This window comes from Paraburkholderia elongata, assembly GCF_013177735.1.
GTDB classification, from domain to species: domain Bacteria; phylum Pseudomonadota; class Gammaproteobacteria; order Burkholderiales; family Burkholderiaceae; genus Paraburkholderia; species Paraburkholderia elongata.
The window spans coordinates 35,971-55,050 of sequence record NZ_WOEZ01000180.1; the positions used below are offsets into that span (position 1 = coordinate 35,971).

A 19,080-nucleotide genomic window follows, 5' to 3' on the forward strand; every position below is an offset into this window, starting at 1 on the left:
TAGCGGGCAGCCGTTCAGCGCTTTTCGCGCTAAACGGCTGAAAGACAAGACTTATTCTGCCTTCGAATCGCGCCGCAGCAAGGCGCTGACGGCGTCGCGGGGCGCTACACCGTCGAACAGCACGGCGCAGACTGCCTGCGTGATCGGCATCTCGATCGCATGAGTGCGAGCAATTGCCAGTACGGCTTGCGCACAACGCACGCCCTCGGCCACGTGACCGAGGCCGCCGAGGATGTCGTCGAGCGTACGGCCCGCGGCGAGTTGCACGCCGACCGTGCGATTGCGAGACAGATCGCCCGTGGCGGTCAGGATCAGATCGCCCAGGCCGGTCAAACCGGTGAACGTCTCCGCCCGTCCGCCAAGCGTCACGCCGAGGCGCGACATTTCCGCCAGGCCACGCGTGATCAGCGCCGCGCGCGCATTGAGACCGAGGCCGAGGCCATCGGAAATACCTGTGGCAATCGCCAGCACGTTCTTCACCGCGCCGCCCACTTCCACGCCGACGATGTCGTCGCCGGTATAGATGCGCATGGCGCCATGATGGAACGCGGCAACTGTGCGCTCGCGGCATGCCAATGACGTACTCGCGATCGTCAACGCGACCGGCAAGCCCTGCCCGACTTCGCGCGCGAAGCTTGGACCCGACAGCACGCCGTTGCTGCCATGCCCCGGCAGTTCAGCCGCGACCACCTGATGCGGCAACAACTGCGAGTCGGCTTCGAAGCCCTTGCACAACCACACCACGTGCGCCGGCACTTTGCCCGCGTCGTGCATTGCCCGGAACAGACCCCGCAGGCCGGCGACGGGCGTCGCCACGACGCATAACGCGTCGTCGGCGAGCGCATGGTCGAGCGCTGCGTTCAGGTCGGCTTCGTAGCGAAGGGACGGCGACAAAGCAACGCCCGCCAGATAGCGGGCGTTTTCGCGCGAAGCGGAGAGATCGGCGATGAGCGCGGGTTCGCGCGCCCACAGCACCGTGTCGTGCCGCGCGGCCAGGTGGCCGGCGAGGGCTGTGCCCCATGCACCGGCGCCGAGGACAGCAACCTTCATAGCCGGCACCGAACGGACGCGTTAATGCGTGACGCCGCTTTGCGTCGCGCCATCCTGGCCGCCCATTTGCGCGAGACGTTGCTCGTACAGCGCCTGGAAGTTAATCTCGGCGAGGTGGATCGGCGGGAAGCCTGCGCGGGTGATCGCGTCGGCGATGTTCGAGCGCAGATACGGGAACAGGATCGTCGGGCAGGCAATGCCGACCAGCGGATCGATCTGTTCAGCCGGAATGTTGCGGATATCGAAAATGCCGGCTTGCTTGGCTTCGATCAGAAACGCAACCTTGTCCGACACCTTGGCCGTGACCGTGCCCGTCACGAGGATTTCGAACACGGTGTCGGCGAGGCGCTCGGCCTTCACGTCGACTTCGACTTCGACCGACGGCATTTCCTGCTCGAGGAAGATGCCCGGCGAATTCGGCTGCTCGAGCGACATGTCCTTCAGGTAGATGCGCTGGATATTGAAGAACGGCTGGTTATTCTCGTCGGACATGATTGAGTGATTCCCTGATAGGTATGCATGGCGGCGGCCCATGGCTTCACGGGCCGCCAGATCGTTGCGGCGCATCGCCTGCCCTCGAAGGTGTCCTTGAAGGGCCAGCATGCGCCGACTTGTATTTCACCCGCCCCATTCACGCGCCGGCCGGCGCGTGAATTCAGGCAGCTTCGAGCAGAGGCATCAAACCGCCCGCGCGATCGAGCGCGGACAGGTCATCGTACCCGCCGACATGCGTCTCGCCGATGAACACCTGCGGCACCGTACGGCGACCGGTCCGGGTCATCATTTCTTCACGACGGGCCGGCTCTTTGTCGATCAGTACCTTTTCAACGTGCTCGACGCCGCGCGACTTTAAAAGACGTTCGGCCATCTGGCAATACGGGCACACCTGCGTGCTGTACATGATCACTTTGTTCACTTGGCTGCTCCTTGTTTCACAACCGGCATACCGGCCTTCTGCCAGGCGTCGACACCGCCTTCGAGAACATGGACTTCCGCGTATCCAGCATCTTGCACGATACGCGCTGCCTTGTTCGACTGCTGGCCGGTCTGGCACACCAGCAGCACCGGGTTGCTCTTGTTCTTCACGAGTTGCGCGACTTTCGCCTGCAACTCTGCAAATTCAAGGTGCCGTGCCGCGGGCAGATGACCCTTGGCAAAGTCGGCGGACGGACGCAGATCAATGACCGCCGCATTGCGCCGGTTGATCAGTTGGGTCGCTTCAGCGGCCGACAGGCCGCCACGGCCACGCCGGCTGATCGTCGGCCACAGCAGCAACCCACCGGAGATGAGGACGATTGCGATCAGTACAAGGTTTGTGTAATCAGTGAAAAACTTCACGGAAAATCCGCCGAAAAAGAGAGAAATCGAAAAGGGCAATGCAGCCATTATAAAATAACCGTCTGACGCGATGGCGACGCTCCTCTAGAGGACCCTCGCAACGCTTTACCGCTTCCTTACTACCGACCGGCAATCTCATGTACAAACTCGTTCTCATCCGCCACGGCGAATCGACGTGGAACAAGGAAAACCGCTTCACGGGCTGGGTCGACGTCGACCTGACCGAGCAGGGCAATCGCGAAGCGCAGCAAGCGGGCGTGCTGCTGAAGGAATCGGGCTACACGTTCGATATCGCCTACACGTCGGTGCTCAAGCGCGCGATCCGCACCTTGTGGCACGTGCAGGATCAGATGGATCTGATGTATCTGCCGGTCGTGCATTCGTGGCGTCTGAACGAGCGCCACTACGGCGCGCTGTCCGGTCTGAACAAGGCGGAAACCGCCGCCAAGTTCGGCGACGAACAGGTGCTGGTCTGGCGCCGCAGCTACGACACACCGCCGCCGGCGCTCGATCCGTCGGACGAACGCGCGCCCTACAGTGATCCGCGCTACGCCAAGGTGCCGCGCGAGCAATTGCCGCTCACCGAGTGCCTGAAAGACACCGTCGCGCGCGTTCTGCCGTTGTGGAACGAGTCGATTGCGCCGGCCATCAAATCGGGCCGCAAGGTCGTGATCGCCGCGCACGGCAACTCGATCCGCGCCATGGTGAAGTATCTCGACAATATTTCGGATGAAGACATCGTCGGCCTGAATATCCCGAACGGCGTGCCGCTCGTCTATGAACTCGACGAAAATCTGAAGCCGATCAAGCACTATTATCTGGGCGACCAGGACGCGATTGCAAAGGCGCAAGCCGCTGTGGCCAAGCAAGGCAAGGCCGCCTAACGCCGCTCTTGAGCCGCCGCCCTGCTGAGGAAAAACAGCAGGGTTGCGGCAAACGGGCCGCGCCGACCGGCGATACATACCGGCCGGCGCGGCCCACATCGCCCGAGCGCGCCTTTCTGGCCACCGTACTACTGTTACCGCACATTACTTCACCACCGCAGCGCCGATCACACGAACCAGGCCCGGCCCATGCTGTCGAATTACGATTACCAGCGCTGCGCCCTGACTGGGCGGGTGTGCAGTTATACTTGTCCGTCCCCACCTCTATCGACGCTGCCACGCGCTTCCGACCGCAACAGACTCTATGCGAAAGAACCTGAAAAATATCGGCCTGATTGCCGCGGGCCTTGCTACTGGCGTTTTCGCCACCCTGCAACTGTCCGCCTCGGCCCAGCAACCCGCCAGCGCCGCCTCGAGCGCCGTTGCACCGTTGCCGCTGGACCAACTCAGGCTCTTTGCCGAGGTTTTCGGGCAAATCAAGCATGAATACGTCGAACCGGTCGACGATAAGAAGCTCCTCACCGCCGCGATCAAGGGCATGGTGTCGAGCCTCGACCCGCATTCGTCGTATCTAGACAAGACCGATTACGAAGAACTGCAGGAGCAGACCAAGGGTCGCTTCGCAGGTCTCGGCATCGAAATTTCGTCTGAAGACGGCCTGATCAAGGTGATCTCGCCGATTGAAGACACGCCTGCATTCCGCGCCGGCATCCGTCCGGGCGACCTGATCACCCGCATCAACGACAAACCCGTGCGCGGCATGACGCTCGACCAGGCCGTCAAGCAGATGCGCGGCGATCCGGGCACCAAGGTCACGCTCACTATCTTCCGCAAGACCGACGACCGTACGTTCCCGCTCACGGTGACGCGCGCGATCATCAAGGTTCAGTCGGTCAAGATGAAGATCCTGGCGCCGGGCTACGCGTATGTCCGCATCACCAGCTTCCAGGAACGCACCACGCCTGATCTGGCCGCCAAACTGCAGGACATCGCCCGTCAACAGCCGAACCTGAAGGGTCTCGTGCTCGACCTGCGCAATAACGGCGGCGGTCTGCTGCAAAGCGCAGTCGGCGTTGCCGGCGCGTTCCTGCCGCCGAATTCGGTCGTGGTGTCCACCAACGGACAGATTCCGGATTCGAAGCAGGTCTATCGCGATACGTACGATAACTACCGCCTGCAATCGTTCGACAGCGATCCGCTGAAAGACGAAGCGCCGATCTTCAAGACTGTGCCGATGATCGTGCTGACCAACGCCTACTCGGCGTCGGCTTCGGAAATCGTCGCGGGCGCGCTGCAGGATCAGCATCGTGCGCTGATCGTCGGCAAGACCACGTTCGGCAAGGGCTCAGTGCAAACTGTCCGTCCGATGACGGCCGAAACGGCCCTGCGTCTGACCACGGCGTACTACTACACGCCGAGCGGCCGTTCGATCCAGAACAAGGGCATCCGTCCTGACACCGCGGTCGATCAATACGCGGAAGGCGATCCGGACGACGCACTGGTTACCCGCGAAGTCGACTACTCGAACCACCTTGCGAACACGCAGGATCCGAACGAGAAGAAGGAAGCGGAACAGCGCGAAACGGAGCGCATGGACCAACTGCGCCAGCTTGAAGAGCAGAACGACAAGAAGACGCCGGAACAGCGTCAGAAGGATCGTGAGCGCAAGCCGGTCGAGTTCGGTTCGACCGACGACTTCATGCTGACGCAGGCGCTGAACAAGCTGGAAGGCAAGCCGGTGATGGAATCGAAGTCGCTGACCGAGCGGCGTCTGGCGCAGAACAAGCCGGCAGCGTCGGCGTCCGCACCGGTCGCGGTGAAGCCGACACAACCGGTGCCGGGCGCATCGGCCCCGGCCTCGGCGCCTGCCGCGCAAAGCAACTAAGCAGCAAACCCTATGTGTCTTCGCAACCGAACAGGCTGCGAAGACACATAGCAGTACACGCTGCAGCCCACATTGCTCCACGTGCGATACCTAGCACCAGCACGAACACCCGCTCCCCCGCGCGATTAAAATAACGAAACCGCGCACGGCAGACCACCGGTCCTGCATTTCATTGCGCGACACTCCATGCGCCCCGCCATGAATGACGATCAACTCCTCCGCTATTCCCGCCATATCCTCGTCGACGAAATCGGCATCGAGGCGCAGCAGCGCTTTATCGACGCGCACGCGATCATCGTCGGCGCGGGCGGGCTGGGGTCGCCTGCAGCGATGTATCTGGCGGCGGCAGGCGTCGGCCGCTTGACGCTGGTCGATGCCGATACGGTCGACCTGACCAATCTGCAGCGGCAGATTCTGCACGTAACGGCGTCGCTCGGGCGCAAGAAGGTGGAGTCCGGGCGCGACGCGATCGCCCAGATCAATCCTGAGGTGGTGGTGAACGCGGTCGCCGAACGCGTCGACGATGCCTGGCTCGATCGCGAGGTGCCGCACGCCACCGTCGTGCTCGATTGCACCGATAACTTCGCGACGCGCCACGCGATCAATCGGGCCTGCGTGAAACATGGTGTGCCGTTGGTGTCGGGTGCGGCATTGCGCTTCGACGGCCAGATCAGCACCTTCGATTTCCGCGACGCCGCGTCGCCCTGCTACGCATGCGTGTTCCCTGAAGATCAACCGTTCGAGGAAGTCGCGTGCTCGACCATGGGCGTGTTTGCGCCCACGGTCGGCATCATCGGTTCAATGCAAGCCGCTGAAGCGCTGAAAGTGATCGGCGAAATCGGCACGCCGCTGGTGGGCCGGCTCACGATGCTCGATTCGCTGCGCATGGAATGGAACACGATGCGCATTGCGCGCCAGCCGGATTGTCCGGTGTGCGGGGAACGGCATCAGGCCTGAGTCCAGGCAAGACGCCGAATGAAAAACGCCGCACGGTGTGCGGCGTTTTCCGTATGAACTTAACCGGCTTTCAGTTTCAAGCCAGCACCACACGCTTGAGCGCCGCCTGCACTTCTTCCGGTTCGAACGAAGCCAGCACGTCGGCCACCGGCTTCTCGAGCGTCTTCAGATGCGAGCGCAGCACTTCCTGCTTGACCACCAGCAACTGGCTCGGATGCATCGAAAACTCGGTCAGGCCCATGCCGAGCAACAGACGCGTCAACGCCGGATCGCCCGCCATTTCGCCGCACACCGACACCGGCACGCCCGCCCGCTTCGCCTCGCGCAGCGTGAACGCGATCAGATGCAGCACCGCTGGATGCAGCGGATCGTACAGATGCGCGACCGAGTTATCCGCACGATCGATCGCAAGCGTGTACTGGATCAGATCGTTAGTGCCGATCGACAGGAAATCGAGCCGCTTGAGAAACAGCGGCAACGCAATCGCGGCGGCCGGAATCTCGATCATCGCGCCGACCTGCACGTTCGGATCGTAGGCGATGCCGGCATCGTCCAGCTGACGCTTGGCTTCACGAATCAGATCGAGCGTCTGATCGATCTCCTGCGCGTGCGCGAGCATCGGAATCAGAATCTTCACCTTGCCGAACGCCGACGCGCGAAGAATAGCGCGCAGTTGCGTCAGGAACATCTGCGGCTCCGAGAGGCTCCAGCGAATCGCTCTGAGCCCCAAGGCAGGGTTCGGTGCGGTTTCGTAGCCGTCGCCCCCGGCCATCGAATCGAGCGGCTTGTCGGCGCCGACGTCGATCGTACGGATCGTCACCGGCAAGCCGTTCATCAACTCGACCGCGCGACGGTAGGCAGCAAACTGCTCTTCCTCTTCCGGCAAGTGGTGCTTGTGATTCATGAACAGGAATTCGGTGCGGAACAGACCCACACCGGTCGCGCCCGAATCGACCGCGGCGCGCGCGTCCTCTGGCAATTCAATGTTCGCGCACAGTTCGATGCGTGTGCCGCACAGCGTCTGCGTGGGCGAAAACTTCAGCCGTTGCAGCTTGCGCTGCTCAAGCGCTTTTTCGCTCTGACGGTATGAATATTCTTCCAGCACGATCGGCGCGGGATCGACGATCACAATGCCGTGATCGCCATCGACAATGATCAGGTCGTCCTGCCGGATCAGCTGGCTCGCATGCTGCACGCCGACCGCAGCCGGAATGCCGAGGCTGCGCGCGACGATCGCCGTGTGCGAAGTCCGCCCGCCGAGATCGGTGACGAAACCCTGAAACGTTTGTGTTTTGAACTGCATCATGTCGGCCGGCGCGATGTCGTGCGCGACCACGATCATCTCGTCGCAGGTACCGTGCACACCGTTCACCAGCGCCCCCGACGCGCCGGCGAGCGCCTTCAGCACACGCTCCACCACCTGTTCGATGTCGGCTTTGCGCTCGCGCAGGTATTCGTCTTCGATATCGTCGAAATGGCGCGACAGGCGCTCGAGTTGTTCGGTCAGCGCCCACTCGACGTTGTAGCGGCGCGTGCGGATCAGGTCGATGGTTTCCTGCACGAGCATCGCATCGTTCAGGATCATTGAATGAACGTCGATGAACGCGCCCATTTCGCTCGGCGCATCCGCGGCGAGATCGGCGCGCAACGCGTCGAGCTCATAGTGCACATGTTGCTGGGCCACGCGAAAGCGCTCGATCTCGCCCTCGATCTGGGCGGGTTCGATCAGATAGTGGTCTACGTCAAGTGCTGCCGGGGCGATCAGATAAGCCCGCCCGATGGCGATACCGCGTGACACGGGAATTCCATGCAGCGTGAAGGACACGCGCACCTCCTCTAGTTGTGTGATGCCGCGGCAAACCGCTGCAATGCTCTCAGACTCTCATTGTCATTATAAATTCCGCGCCCTTTGCAAGTACGCCGGGGCTGTGTGCAGCGCAGCACGAAATACCGTAACCGACCACGACAATGCGCCTTCATCCGCCTTGCGTTCCGGCAACGTCCTCCACGCGCCGCCGGCACTACCGGTTCATGCGCCCTCTCACAGTTCATGCCCCGATTGTCACGCGCTAAAAAAAATGCCGCGGACAGCCGCGGCATTTTGCTTCAGGCAAGGGGAACGCGTGAATTCACTGACCTTCGCCGAATTTATCGGCAATCAGTTTCAACAATGCGTCCATTGCTTCTTTTTCGTCGGAGCCTTCCGTTTCGATCAGCACCGTGCTGCCTATACCCGCGGCCAGCATCATTACACCCATGATGCTCTTGGCATTGATACGGCGGCCATTGCGGCTCATCCAGATTTCTGCCTGGTAGTTGCCCGCGAGTTGCGTCAACTTGGCCGACGCGCGCGCGTGCAGCCCCAGCTTGTTCACAATAGTCGTTTCCTGTTGCAGCATGTGATGGTCCGAAGCGCGGGTAAGTGTTGTGGTGAAAGGTGAAACTGCAAACCAGTTGCAAACGGGTCGCAACCCGTTCGCAATCGTTTAAAGCCGTGCGATCCGCTTACAACCCGGCTTACAACCCGGTTGGGCCCGCTTTCTGAGTCAGGTCGGCCTCGGGCGGCAAAGCCGACAAACAATCCGCGGAAGCGGCAGCAGCCGCGGCAACAGGCGGCACAGCCGGTAAACACTCGCAGGACCCCGCGGGAGGCGCAACCGCCGGCGTGGCAGGCCCAATTGCCTGTATGCCCTTGTTGGCCCCAGCGAGCGCTTTGTCGACCAGCGTGTCGAGCGGTGTCGCGCGATAACAGACCGCGCGCACCAGCATCGGCAGATTGACGCCGCACAGCACGCGGACGTTCGGCACCGAAGCGAGCCGCCCGGCGATATTCGCCGGCGTGGCGCCGAACATGTCGGTGAGCACGAGTGCGCCGTTTTCTTCCTTGAGCCGCTCGATTTCCGAATGCGCGAACGCGACCTGCTGCGCGGGATCGCAATCCGGCGATACGTCGATCACGCCGATACGAGCCGGCAAGCCACCGTAGATGTGCGAAATACAATCGCGCAACGCGGTGGCGAACGGAGCGTGCGCAATGATCAGAATGCCTGCCATGTCAGCCTTACTGCAAAAGAACGGCCCCGAACCGTGGACCGGGACGAAGCCCGGTTCGTAAGCGCCCTCGACCGGCCGTGGGTCGTGAGGACCGGAACGCATCATCTGACGAGCGGCCCGCGGCGCCTGATGTCGCAACGGCATTGGCGGAAAACCACTCGCTTACAGTCCGCAATAGTCCGCAATCCATGCCAGTGGCGCCTGACAGACACCTTCCACTCGGCTTGGCGCGGAAGAGCGGGCATTGTATCAGGCTCATTTTCGCGCCAAAGCCGGTGTTTCGCTTGATGCGGATTTACTACACATACACAGTTTGGGGGCCATGGCGGCCATTCAAGGGTTGCGCCTCAAGCTGCCGCGCGCTCCAGTGCGTCAATGAACATCGCGGCAACGTCGAAGCCGGTCTGATCCATGATCTCGCGGAAACACGTCGGGCTTGTCACGTTCACCTCGGTGAGCCAATCGCCGATCGCGTCCAGCCCGACCAGCAGCAGACCGCGTGCGGCGAGCACCGGCGCGAGCGTGTCGGCGATCTTGCGGTCGTGCTCGGTGAGCGGGCGCGCCACGCCCAGTCCGCCGGCCGCGAGGTTGCCGCGCACTTCATTGCCCTGTGGAATCCGCGCGAGCGAAAACGGCACCGCTTCGCCGCCGATCAGGAGAATGCGCTTGTCGCCTTCCTTGATCTCGGGGATGAACTTTTGCGCCATCACCGAGCGCGCGCCGTCGTGGCTCAGCATCTCGATGATCGAGCCGAGATTCATGCCGTCGGCCTTCACGCGGAACACGCCCATGCCGCCCATGCCGTCGAGCGGCTTCAGAATCACGTCGCCGTGTTCTTCATGGAAGGCGCGCAGACGGGTGGCGTCGCGCGTCACCAAAGTCGGCGCCACGAACTGCGCGAACTCGCCGATCGCCAGCTTTTCCGAATGATCGCGAATCGCCTGCGGCTTGTTGAAGATACGCGCGCCGCCGCGCTCGGCCATTTCCAGCAGCCACGTCGACGTCACGTATTCCATATCGAACGGCGGGTCTTTACGCATCACGACCGCGCTGAAGTGCTTCAGCGAACGCGGCGCAGCGGCTTCAGCGGCGTACCAGGTGTCGCGATGCAGGTCCGTCACGTCGCCGACGATCGCAAAGCGCTGCACGTTCGCCTCGACGTCGGCACCCGTCCACGCCAGATGCTTCGGCTCGCACGTGTAAAGCGTATGGCCACGGCGCGCGGCCTCGGCCATCATCGCGTAAGTCGAGTCTTTGTAAATCTTGAACTGCGTAAGCGGATCGGCGATGAAAAGAATGTCCATGGGGATTCCGGTGCGCCCTTAGGGCTTGGCGTTGATCGTCAATATAGTCGCTGAAAATGGCGATGGCGGCACGCATGCCGCCATCGCCCACCTCGCGAGGCTTAAACCTGAATCGCTTCCGGATCGGTCTTTTCCAGCTCGACCGATGCGGCCAGCAACCCGAGCCGTGCCACCACGCCGTACATATAGAAGCGGTTCGGCACTGCCGCGCCGGGCTTGGCGTGCGCGTCCGGCAGCGCCGTGTGCTCGAAGCCTAGCGGCACGAAGTGCATGCCGGGCGCGTTCAGATTCTGATCACGCTCGCGGCTGCCGTGCACGCGGTAGAAGCCGCCCACCACGTAACGGTCGATCATATACACCACCGGCTCGGCGACTTCTTCACCGATCCGCTCGAAGGTGTACACACCTTCCTGCACGATCACGTCATGCACTTCGAGGCCGTCTTTGGTGGTGGCCATCTTCGCGCGTTCGCGCTTGGTGAGCGCGGCCACTTCCGACGCGTCGTGCACGGTCATCACGCCCATGCCATAAGTGCCCGCATCCGACTTGATGACAACATACGGTTTCTCGGAGATGCCGTACTCGCGATACTTCTTGGCGATCTTCTTGAGCACGCCGTCGATCGCATCCGCCAGCGCTTCTTCACCGGTGCGTTCCTGGAAATCGACCCCTTCGACATGCGCGAAGTACGGGTTGATCATCCACGGATCGATCTCGACCATCTTCGCGAACTTCTTCGCGACGTCGTCATAGCAGGAGAAGTGCGTCGATTTGCGACGAACGGCCCAGCCGGCATGCAGTGGCGGCAGCAGGTACTGCTCGTGCAGATTTTCCAGTATGGGCGGAATCCCGCCCGAGAGATCATTGTTCAGCAGAATCGAGCAAGGGTCGAAGTTCTTCAAGCCGAGGCGCCGCGGCGTGCGTTCGAGCGGTTCGAGCACGAGCTTCTGGCCGTCGGACAGCGCGATCGTGACCGGCCCGACGATGCTTTCGTCGAGTGTGCCGAAACGCACGTTCAAGCCGGCCTGACGCATGATCGCGGCCAGACGGGCGACATTCTCGAGATAAAACGCGTTGCGCGTATGGCGCTCCGGAATCACGAGCAGATTCTTCGCGTCCGGGCAGATCTTTTCGATCGACGCCATCGCGGCCTGCACGGCGAGCGGCAACACTTCCTGCGGCAGATTGTTGAATGCGCCGGGAAACAGATTGGTGTCGACCGGCGCGAGCTTGAAGCCCGCGTTACGCAGATCGACTGAACAGTAGAACGGCGGCGTGTGCTCCTGCCATTCGAGCCGGAACCAGCGTTCGATGGCGGGTGTAGCGTCGAGGATCTTCCGCTCGAGATCGAGCAGCGGGCCGTTTAACGCCGTAACTAGGTGCGGAACCATTGATCACTCGCAGACTGGAGAAAAAAGATTGTAGAGCAAATGCTTTGTCCATTTGGGGACGGTTTCTCCATTCGCAAGCCGATGCGAATGCATTCTCGCTATCGCCATGATAGGCACGGAAAACTACTGCTCACAAGACACGCGGCAAGAAAAAAGCCCGCCATAAAGGCGGGCCAAAGTCGCTGCGCTTGATTCTGATCCGCAAGCCCTGGAGCTTGCGGTTGCGGGACGGTCCTTATTCGACGTGTTCGCCGTGCAGGCTCACGTCCAGGCCTTCGCGCTCCGCTTCTTCCGTCACGCGCAGGCCCATCACCATGTCGATCACCTTCAGCAGGATGAAGCTCACCACGCCGCTGTAGATCAACGTCGTCAGCACGCCCTTGGCTTGCAGGATCACGCTGCCGTCCGCGCCGCCGATGTCCTTGACCGCGAACACACCAGTCAGCAGCGCACCCACGATACCGCCGATGCAGTGCACGCCGAACGCGTCGAGCGAATCGTCGTAACCGAGCTTGTGCTTGAGCCACGTTGCCGACCAGTAGCAGATCACGCCTGCCGCGATGCCGATCACGAGGGAACCCGTCATACCGACGAAGCCCGAAGCCGGCGTAATCGCCACCAGACCTGCAACGGCACCCGACACGATACCGAGTACCGACGGCTTACCCTTGGTCGCCCATTCGGCGAACATCCATGCGAGTGCTGCTGCCGCGGTTGCCACTTGCGTGGCGAACATGGCGAAACCGGCACGGCCGTCTGCCGCCACTGCCGAACCCGCGTTGAAGCCGAACCAGCCTACCCACAGCATGGCGCCACCGATCAGCGTGAGCGTCAGGTTATGCGGCGCCATCGATTCCTTGCCGTAGCCGACACGCTTGCCGAGCACCAGCGCGCAGACCAGCGCCGCGATACCGGCGTTGATGTGCACCACCGTGCCGCCCGCGAAGTCGAGGATGCCCGCGGCAGCCAGCCAGCCGGTCGGTTCCCAGACCATGTGCGCGATCGGCGAGTAGACGATGATCGACCACAGCGTCATGAACACCAGCATCGCCGAGAACTTCATGCGATCGGCAAACGCGCCCGTGATCAGTGCCGGGGTAATGATCGCAAACGTCATCTGATAGACAACGTAGACCGTTTCCGGGATCGTCGGGGCGAGGTGGCTGACGGTCAGCGTCGTCGCCTTGTCGCCGTGGATGTAGTTCATGCCCGTCATGAAGAAGCGTGACAAGCCGCCGATGAACGAACCGCCCGGCGTGAAGGCGAGGCTGTAGCCCACCACGACCCAGACGATCGACACCAGGCAGGTGATCGCGAAGCTTTGCATCAGGATCGCGAGCACGCTCTTCTTGCGGACCATGCCGCCGTAGAACAGCGCCAGACCCGGGATCGTCATGAACAGCACGAGGGCGGTGGAGGTCAACATCCAGGCGGTGTCGCCCGAATTGATCTTCGACGAATCGACCGAGAACGGCGCGGTCGGAGCGGCCGGTGCGGCGGCAGCGGATGCGGCCGATGCATCAGGTGCGGCTGCGGCGCTGGCAGCCGGTGCGGCGGACGCTTCCGCGGCCGGTGCCGAGGCCGCGGCGGCAGCAGGTGCCGCCGAGGCGTCCGGTGCCGGCGCGCTCGCCGTCGTATCGGAAGCAGCGGCCGAGGCGGCTGCGGGGGCGGAAGCGTCGTCCGCGAGGGCGGCGCCGATACCGCCCGCGAGCAGCGAACCGGCCATCAGCATGGACATCAATAATTTGCGCATCTTCGTTTCCTCTTGTCGCTATCTGTGTCGCTATCTTTTGGTATTACAGAGCGTCCGCGCCGGTCTCCCCGGTGCGAATCCGAATCACTTGTTCGATCGGCGTGACAAAAATCTTGCCGTCGCCGATCTTGCCGGTGCGTGCCGCGCGTTCGAGCGCCTCGATCGCCTGGTCGACGATGTCGTCCGAGACCGCGGCCTCGATCTTCACCTTCGGCAGGAAATCGACGACGTATTCAGCGCCCCGATACAGTTCCGTGTGGCCCTTCTGGCGACCGAAGCCTTTGACTTCCGTCACCGTGATGCCCGAGACGCCGATGGCCGACAAGGCTTCGCGCGCCTCATCGAGCTTGAACGGCTTGATGATTGCGGTAATGAGTTTCATGAAATCCCTCGCTAAGTTGCGTAACCCGTTGCGTAACCCTGTTTTCGTACCTGTAACCCGTTCGCGTGGTCTCTTTCCGCTGCCGGCAAAACGCACCCGGCAGTGCGCGCGGGGCAGTAACAGCAACTCGCATGCCAGTTGTGTCAGACTTCGCTCGCGGCGCGCTGCAAAAGGGGCGCAAGCGGCCCTGGCCGGATGGCCAACGGTGGCGGGGCACGGTGGCGCGGCGTATGGATCGTTGCTAGAGTGTTCGAAGGCTTTTAACGTTTGAGCGCGCACCAAACGGGCTCATGCGGCAGCGGCAGGCAACAGGTAATGCACCAAAACGGCCCATTCGCCGTTGCAAAGCACAGGCGTAACGAAACACGCACATTTTTTGTGCACCAAGGGGAACACCATGAAACAACCGAACGATGTCTTTAACGATTTTCAGGCCCGCATGAGCGAGCTGTTCAAGAACTCGCCGGCCAAAGATGTTGAACGCAACGTGAAAGCCATGTTGTCGCAGGGCTTTTCCAAGCTCGACCTGGTCACGCGTGAGGAATTCGATACGCAGACCCAGGTGCTGGTGCGCACCCGCGCGCGCCTCGAAGAGCTGGAGCGCCGCGTTGCCGAGCTCGAGCAGAAGCTGCCGGTCACGACGCAAACGCCCTGAGGCCTTGCTCGCAGCGCTCTAGCTGCGTAGTGCTGCACATCACTGGCAAGCGAGCCGTGACGTCATCAGCGTTTTAGGGGACTCGCGCGCGCCCTCGGCGCGCCGTCCGACGGGAGAAAACATGTCGCTTGCCGTGGTGCGCAGTCGCACGCCGGCCTCTGGCCGCGCGCCCGAAGTAACCGTCGAGGTTCACCTCGCGAACGGATTACCCTCTTTTTCGATCGTCGGCCTTCCCGATCTGGAAGTGCGCGAAAGCCGCGAGCGCGTGCGCGCGGCGCTGCAGAACTGCAGCTTCGATTTCCCCGTGCGGCGCATCACCGTCGTCGCTCCTGCCGATTTGCCGAAGGAATCCGGCCGCGATCTGCCGATCGCTTTAGGCATTCTGGCGGCGAGCGGGCAGATTCCGCTGGAATCGTTGTTGCATCGTGAATTCGCCGGTGAGCTGTCACTGACCGGGGCGTTACGGCCGATGCGCGGGACTTTCGCGATGGCCTGCGGGACGGCGCGCAGTGGTGCTTTTCACGGTGGCCCGGGCAGCGCTTCCAATGGTGCTTCAACGTTCACTCCGTCGGGCGAGCAGGCCACGCCCGTGACGTGCGTTCAGCACACGCCGCATCTACCTGCCTGCCGCCAGCGCGGACGAGGCAGCGCTCGTGCCCGGTGTCGACGTCTATGGCGCCACCGATCTGCCGTCGCTGTGCGCGCATCTTGCCGGCGCGCCTGACGCCCGGCTCTACCCGGTCGCGGCACCCGAGCTCAGCGAGACCGCGCCTCCCACCGTTCCTGACATGACCGACGTGATCGGCCAGCGCGGCGCGCGCCGCGCACTTGAAGTCGCCGCGGCCGGCGGACACCATGTCTTATCTTGTAGCCAATTAAACCCACGCGCAGGCGTACGTACACGCGATATGCACTGTCCACACACGTGAACCTGGGAGGCCGTCAGAGAATGCGCGAGGCGACGAGTCCCGCAGCTATGTAAGGCCGCATCGTCCATGTCCACTCCTCTTCGCAGGAGGTAGACAAGTACTCACCTGAAGCAATTGCGCACGTCATTACCGGCGAGCCATCCTTTCGTTTCGGTAAATCTATGGGGAGTTCTGCAAAGAGCATCGCACCGAGCAACCCATACTGGAGATTGGCTGCGGAATAATTCGCATAGCCAGCGGCTTTAGCTAGCTGCGTAGCTGTAATTTTCCGATTGGGAGCTGTCAGATGTGCTCTCAGCATGGCCTTATGGCCAGCAGTAAGCTGGTGCGCAATACACACAAAGGCTTTCGCGGCCTCCTCTACCGTTGGCTCATCGAGCCGCGCAGCGGCAAGCCAAACCTGTCGTTCATATAGGGCGTTGCAAAGCCCGCGCCACACTTCGTCCAGAGTTTCTCCGCGCACTTCGAAAGCCATTTTCCCGTCGGCCCACAAGACCCCACGGCAACCGGAGCCGGTAACGCGGGCAACCAGAGTGTACGGCCCAGCCTTGAAAGTCTTCATCGCTTCGGACATTACTTCCCCCTTTTTATTGGTTGTTAATCCCATCCGCTAAACCCTCCCCCACAAGGCGATCAAGTGCCTTGGCGAGTTCGTGGTGCATGACGAGTTCAAACTCTGCACCAGGCGGCGTTATCGAGCTAGGAACTCCGATGGAACTGCTGTAGAACGGATCGTCACGCTTTCCACTAGGCAGGAATTCCATCCCGAGCGTTCGCCCAAGTAGCTTTCCGAGGCTTCCAAACTCGAGATTGGCGTATTTGTGAGGGTGTTCCTTCGAAACCTCGACCCCCGTCCGAGCAGCCGCAAGGGCGAGTTCGCTATAGGTCGCAGTTCGGTTATGGGCATCGTAGAGATGACTCAGCATCGCCCACCGAGCCTTCGATAGTTGCCCTTCTTGAATCAAAGAGCGAAGCGCGTTGTAGTACCGGCCCGAATCAGGTACGTCCCACCTCGCCTCGTGCTTCGCCATGAATCTAAGCAGTTTGGTGTGATCGGTCTCAACCCCACGCTCTCGAAGGAATTCGGCAATTTCGCGCCAAGACCAGTTCTTGTCACGAATGGTTCGCGGCATTTGCAGTGTGGTGTCAGCTCGGCGAAGTTCGAAGGTGAGTGCGTCGACGCTTGCGACGGACTGCTTTGAGGAGCCTTGAACGACCTCTGTGGGTCGGCAGAGCCCCTTTGCCGCCAGTCGGTCTTTCCGCAAAGTCGCTGTTGAGCGCGCTTCAATGCAGCGTTGTTTCAGCGGGCCCGCAACACTTCTTGTACTTCCTCCCGCTTCCGCAGCGGCACGGATCGTTTCTTCCAATCTTGGGGCCGGAAACGATGGGCCGAGATTTCTCCACGATTTTTGCAGGCTCGAATGGATGAGATGTCGACCATTGGCGGAGTTTGTTAAGTCTTTCCTCTGCCATCATACCGGCGAATGTTCGCTCCTCGGGACGAGTCCTGAAATAGTATTCGGCGAGATCGACATCCCCCTGAACACTCAGTTCCACGCGATCCTTTTCGTATGCTGCGCGGACTACATCGAAAGATTCCATTGCGTTCAGATCAGATAGCGCCGAAATGAGAAAGGCATTGATACTCAGATCGTTTATCTCGTAGGCTTGAAGTATATCGGTCAGGGTTTCGACGCATTTTGCTCTTTGTGCCGGATGATCGACCCCAATCCGAGAAATCGCCCGGAATGTGCAGATTCGCGCGAATTCCCCCTTTCGAGGATTGCGGGCATACGACTCGAGTGGTTCGAGCGAGACGGTGCCAATCTTGCTGAACACATTCGGAAACTCTTCTCCGATCCATTCGTCATCCTCGTCATCAATTCGATGCAGCATGGATATGAGCGTCGGAACTGCTTCGGTGGCTTTCAGTTCGGCGAGAATCCGCCATGCATGAATCGGAGCCATTGCAGTGTCGTTAAATTCCGATCCGTACACTGTCGGGTCGTCCAGGATACGGATCAAATCGGGCACGTGAGACTGATCAAAGCCAGCTTGCAGATATTCGTGCCATGTTTCTTGACCGAAGCGTGAACGGCACAGGGTTTCGCCAAAATTAGCGAGTCGATCAAGCAACTGAAAGTACGAAGTTCGCGTAGCGTTCGTCATGACGGGTAGAGGACGGTTCCTAGTGGGCGGGAAGCTGAGCGGCGGTGGCTGACCGTTGGCGCTATTAACAGCACGTCCGGACGCGGCGTCATAGTGAGGGTGACGCAGGCACCTGAGAAGCGTCCGAGCGTAGTGAGGCTGAGGATGAAGTCCTCCTTTTGTTCGCAACACAAATGGGATCCCAGTCTATTGCGCGAATTATACGAGGTACCTCCGTTTGACTGGCCGCTTTCGGTTACGCCATCAGTCCGCTCCGGGTCGATACCTGCCGCACCAGTTCGGAACAAACCCATTCGAACACTGCCGTGCATCCATAGCGAACACAAAAAGCTGGGGCATCGTTCGAACCGGCAGCGTGATCGATGCAACGAACACCGCCATCGATTTCGGTGCGCCGAACATCTTGACTTATGGCCAATTAAACCCGTCTGCCGGTACATTGCAGCGATTAGGGCTTAATTTTCCTGCAAGTTCGCGCAAGTTCAGCAATCACGCGGGGGAAACTGGGTTTAATCGGCCTTACAGACATATTGTGTCCATCCGTCAGATCCAGATAACCGGCCGAGCCGATTCGCCGATTCGCCCGGGTGCGGCCACAAGCGGACGCTCGTGTTGCGCCCAATACTTCCAAGGAACGTTTGGCTTCAGTCCGCCGATCTGTAAAATCGTGGTGTTGTCTTCTGGTAACCACCATGTCCACCACTGAGAGAATTCCTAAGTCCATGGCGGAGAAGTTTTCCGCCATTACCGCTCACACTGACGCGTTTTGCGAAAAGCACCTCAATGACGAATATCGTGTAGTGATCCACCGTGTCATCGGCACGCTTGCTAGAAAGCGACCGTCACCTTTGCTACGGGGCGAGGAGAATGTTTGGGCCGCTGCTGCCGTCCATGCTGTTGGACGAGTCAATTTTCTTGATGACCCTTCGCAAACGCCGCACTGTAAGCCGAAGATCATCTATGAATTCTTCGGAATTGCAGAGAGCACCGGACAGCGCAAATCCAAGGAAATCCGGGATATATTGAAAATTGGGCCAATGTCGCACGAATGGACATTACCTAGCCGACTTGCTGAAAATCCTGCGGTGTGGCTGCTGCAGGTCAATGGTCTAATAATTGACATTCGACGGGCCCCTATGGAATTGCAGCAGATAGCTTTTTCGAAAGGTTTGATTCCCTTCGTGCCAGATCAGAAGGCTCGGCAAACTGAATGAGCAGCGTCGCCGACCGGCGCAGCGCATCGCATCACGTGGACAGCAGCTGTTCGACCTGAGACAGGCGACGGTCCGTTTGCTGGATCTTGATGGCCATTAACTAGGTTTTCGCCAC

General features: G+C 60.9%; 19 protein-coding genes and 2 pseudogenes. 7 read left to right on the forward strand and 14 right to left on the reverse strand.

All coding sequences use genetic code 11. From position 1 onward, the window contains the following. Nucleotides 1-51 precede the first annotated feature (51 nt). The 4 genes from GNZ13_RS30520 to GNZ13_RS30535 form a co-directional block, all read right to left on the reverse strand. Nucleotides 52-1,050, reverse strand: a complete 999-nt coding sequence (locus tag GNZ13_RS30520) for an NAD(P)H-dependent glycerol-3-phosphate dehydrogenase (RefSeq protein ID WP_172171528.1) — start codon at nucleotides 1,048-1,050, stop codon at nucleotides 52-54. A 21-nt stretch (nucleotides 1,051-1,071) separates the two neighbouring features. Then, complete coding sequence (gene secB, locus GNZ13_RS30525; RefSeq protein ID WP_172171530.1) at nucleotides 1,072-1,542, reverse strand: protein-export chaperone SecB; 471 nt, start codon at nucleotides 1,540-1,542, stop codon at nucleotides 1,072-1,074. Between the two features lie 163 nt (nucleotides 1,543-1,705). Then, nucleotides 1,706-1,966: a glutaredoxin 3 gene (grxC, locus tag GNZ13_RS30530; protein WP_172171532.1), complete on the reverse strand. Its 261-nt coding sequence runs from the start codon at nucleotides 1,964-1,966 to the stop codon at nucleotides 1,706-1,708. Beyond that, nucleotides 1,963-2,388 carry a rhodanese-like domain-containing protein gene (locus GNZ13_RS30535; protein WP_054035864.1) on the reverse strand — a complete coding sequence of 142 codons (426 nt, stop codon included), beginning with the start codon at nucleotides 2,386-2,388 and terminating at the stop codon, nucleotides 1,963-1,965. Before GNZ13_RS30535 ends, grxC begins: the two co-directional genes overlap by 4 nt. A 137-nt stretch (nucleotides 2,389-2,525) precedes the next feature. Between GNZ13_RS30535 and gpmA the strand changes: the two genes are divergently transcribed. The 3 genes from gpmA to GNZ13_RS30550 all read left to right on the forward strand — a co-directional run bounded on the left by gpmA (nucleotide 2,526) and on the right by GNZ13_RS30550 (nucleotide 6,114). After that, nucleotides 2,526-3,272 carry a 2,3-diphosphoglycerate-dependent phosphoglycerate mutase gene (gene gpmA / locus GNZ13_RS30540; RefSeq protein ID WP_172171534.1) on the forward strand — a complete coding sequence of 249 codons (747 nt, stop codon included), beginning with the start codon at nucleotides 2,526-2,528 and terminating at the stop codon, nucleotides 3,270-3,272. Nucleotides 3,273-3,576: 304 nt separating this feature from the next. Then, entirely contained in the window at nucleotides 3,577-5,157 is a 1,581-nt protein-coding gene (locus GNZ13_RS30545) for a S41 family peptidase (RefSeq protein ID WP_172171536.1), read from the forward strand. Nucleotides 5,158-5,355: 198 nt separating this feature from the next. Continuing rightward, nucleotides 5,356-6,114, forward strand: a complete 759-nt coding sequence (locus GNZ13_RS30550; protein WP_172171538.1) for a HesA/MoeB/ThiF family protein — start codon at nucleotides 5,356-5,358, stop codon at nucleotides 6,112-6,114. A 76-nt stretch (nucleotides 6,115-6,190) separates the two neighbouring features. Here the strand turns inward: GNZ13_RS30550 and ptsP are convergent, their stop codons facing one another. The 7 genes from ptsP to GNZ13_RS30585 form a co-directional block, all read right to left on the reverse strand. Beyond that, nucleotides 6,191-7,939 carry a phosphoenolpyruvate--protein phosphotransferase gene (ptsP, locus tag GNZ13_RS30555; protein ID WP_172171540.1) on the reverse strand — a complete coding sequence of 583 codons (1,749 nt, stop codon included), beginning with the start codon at nucleotides 7,937-7,939 and terminating at the stop codon, nucleotides 6,191-6,193. Between the two features lie 304 nt (nucleotides 7,940-8,243). Next, on the reverse strand, nucleotides 8,244-8,513 hold the full coding sequence (locus GNZ13_RS30560) for an HPr family phosphocarrier protein (protein ID WP_012431596.1): 270 nt from the start codon (nucleotides 8,511-8,513) through the stop codon (nucleotides 8,244-8,246). Nucleotides 8,514-8,631: 118 nt separating this feature from the next. Beyond that, a complete protein-coding gene (locus GNZ13_RS30565; protein WP_172171542.1) occupies nucleotides 8,632-9,168 on the reverse strand; it encodes a PTS sugar transporter subunit IIA in 537 nt (178 codons plus the stop codon). A gap of 347 nt (nucleotides 9,169-9,515) precedes the next feature. Continuing rightward, on the reverse strand, nucleotides 9,516-10,472 hold the full coding sequence (gene gshB, locus GNZ13_RS30570; protein WP_172171544.1) for a glutathione synthase: 957 nt from the start codon (nucleotides 10,470-10,472) through the stop codon (nucleotides 9,516-9,518). A gap of 101 nt (nucleotides 10,473-10,573) precedes the next feature. Continuing rightward, complete coding sequence (gene gshA / locus GNZ13_RS30575) at nucleotides 10,574-11,863, reverse strand: glutamate--cysteine ligase (protein ID WP_172171546.1); 1,290 nt, start codon at nucleotides 11,861-11,863, stop codon at nucleotides 10,574-10,576. A 235-nt stretch (nucleotides 11,864-12,098) separates the two neighbouring features. After that, nucleotides 12,099-13,616: an ammonium transporter gene (locus tag GNZ13_RS30580; RefSeq protein ID WP_172171548.1), complete on the reverse strand. Its 1,518-nt coding sequence runs from the start codon at nucleotides 13,614-13,616 to the stop codon at nucleotides 12,099-12,101. Nucleotides 13,617-13,659: 43 nt separating this feature from the next. Next, nucleotides 13,660-13,998 (reverse strand): P-II family nitrogen regulator, encoded by a 339-nt coding sequence (locus GNZ13_RS30585; protein ID WP_006048089.1) that lies wholly within the window; start codon nucleotides 13,996-13,998, stop codon nucleotides 13,660-13,662. A 397-nt stretch (nucleotides 13,999-14,395) separates the two neighbouring features. On the opposite strand from GNZ13_RS30585, the gene GNZ13_RS30590 reads away from it, so the two are divergent. The 3 genes and pseudogenes from GNZ13_RS30590 to GNZ13_RS54410 all read left to right on the forward strand — a co-directional run. Further along, the gene (locus GNZ13_RS30590) at nucleotides 14,396-14,653 is read left to right on the forward strand and encodes an accessory factor UbiK family protein (RefSeq protein ID WP_154564624.1); all 258 of its coding nucleotides are present in this window, start codon (nucleotides 14,396-14,398) and stop codon (nucleotides 14,651-14,653) included. 121 nt (nucleotides 14,654-14,774) lie between these two features. After that, nucleotides 14,775-15,161, forward strand: a pseudogene (locus GNZ13_RS54405) (magnesium chelatase domain-containing protein); the annotation flags it as partial. A 106-nt stretch (nucleotides 15,162-15,267) separates the two neighbouring features. Further along, nucleotides 15,268-15,516 (forward strand): annotated as a pseudogene (locus tag GNZ13_RS54410) (ATP-binding protein); the annotation flags it as partial. Between the two features lie 79 nt (nucleotides 15,517-15,595). Here GNZ13_RS54410 and GNZ13_RS30600 read toward each other — a convergent pair. Genes GNZ13_RS30600 through GNZ13_RS51695 form a run of 3 tightly spaced genes read right to left on the reverse strand, consistent with a single transcriptional unit; the run spans nucleotide 15,596 to nucleotide 17,718 of the window. Beyond that, nucleotides 15,596-16,156 (reverse strand): hypothetical protein, encoded by a 561-nt coding sequence (locus GNZ13_RS30600; RefSeq protein WP_172171549.1) that lies wholly within the window; start codon nucleotides 16,154-16,156, stop codon nucleotides 15,596-15,598. A 13-nt stretch (nucleotides 16,157-16,169) separates the two neighbouring features. Further along, entirely contained in the window at nucleotides 16,170-16,949 is a 780-nt protein-coding gene (locus GNZ13_RS30605; RefSeq protein WP_172171550.1) for a hypothetical protein, read from the reverse strand. Next, a complete protein-coding gene (locus GNZ13_RS51695; protein WP_216675081.1) occupies nucleotides 16,867-17,718 on the reverse strand; it encodes a DUF1186 domain-containing protein in 852 nt (283 codons plus the stop codon). Before GNZ13_RS51695 ends, GNZ13_RS30605 begins: the two co-directional genes overlap by 83 nt. A gap of 725 nt (nucleotides 17,719-18,443) precedes the next feature. Here GNZ13_RS51695 and GNZ13_RS30615 point away from each other — a divergent pair. Next, a complete protein-coding gene (locus tag GNZ13_RS30615; protein WP_172171551.1) occupies nucleotides 18,444-18,965 on the forward strand; it encodes a DUF6398 domain-containing protein in 522 nt (173 codons plus the stop codon). Nucleotides 18,966-19,080 lie beyond the last annotated feature (115 nt).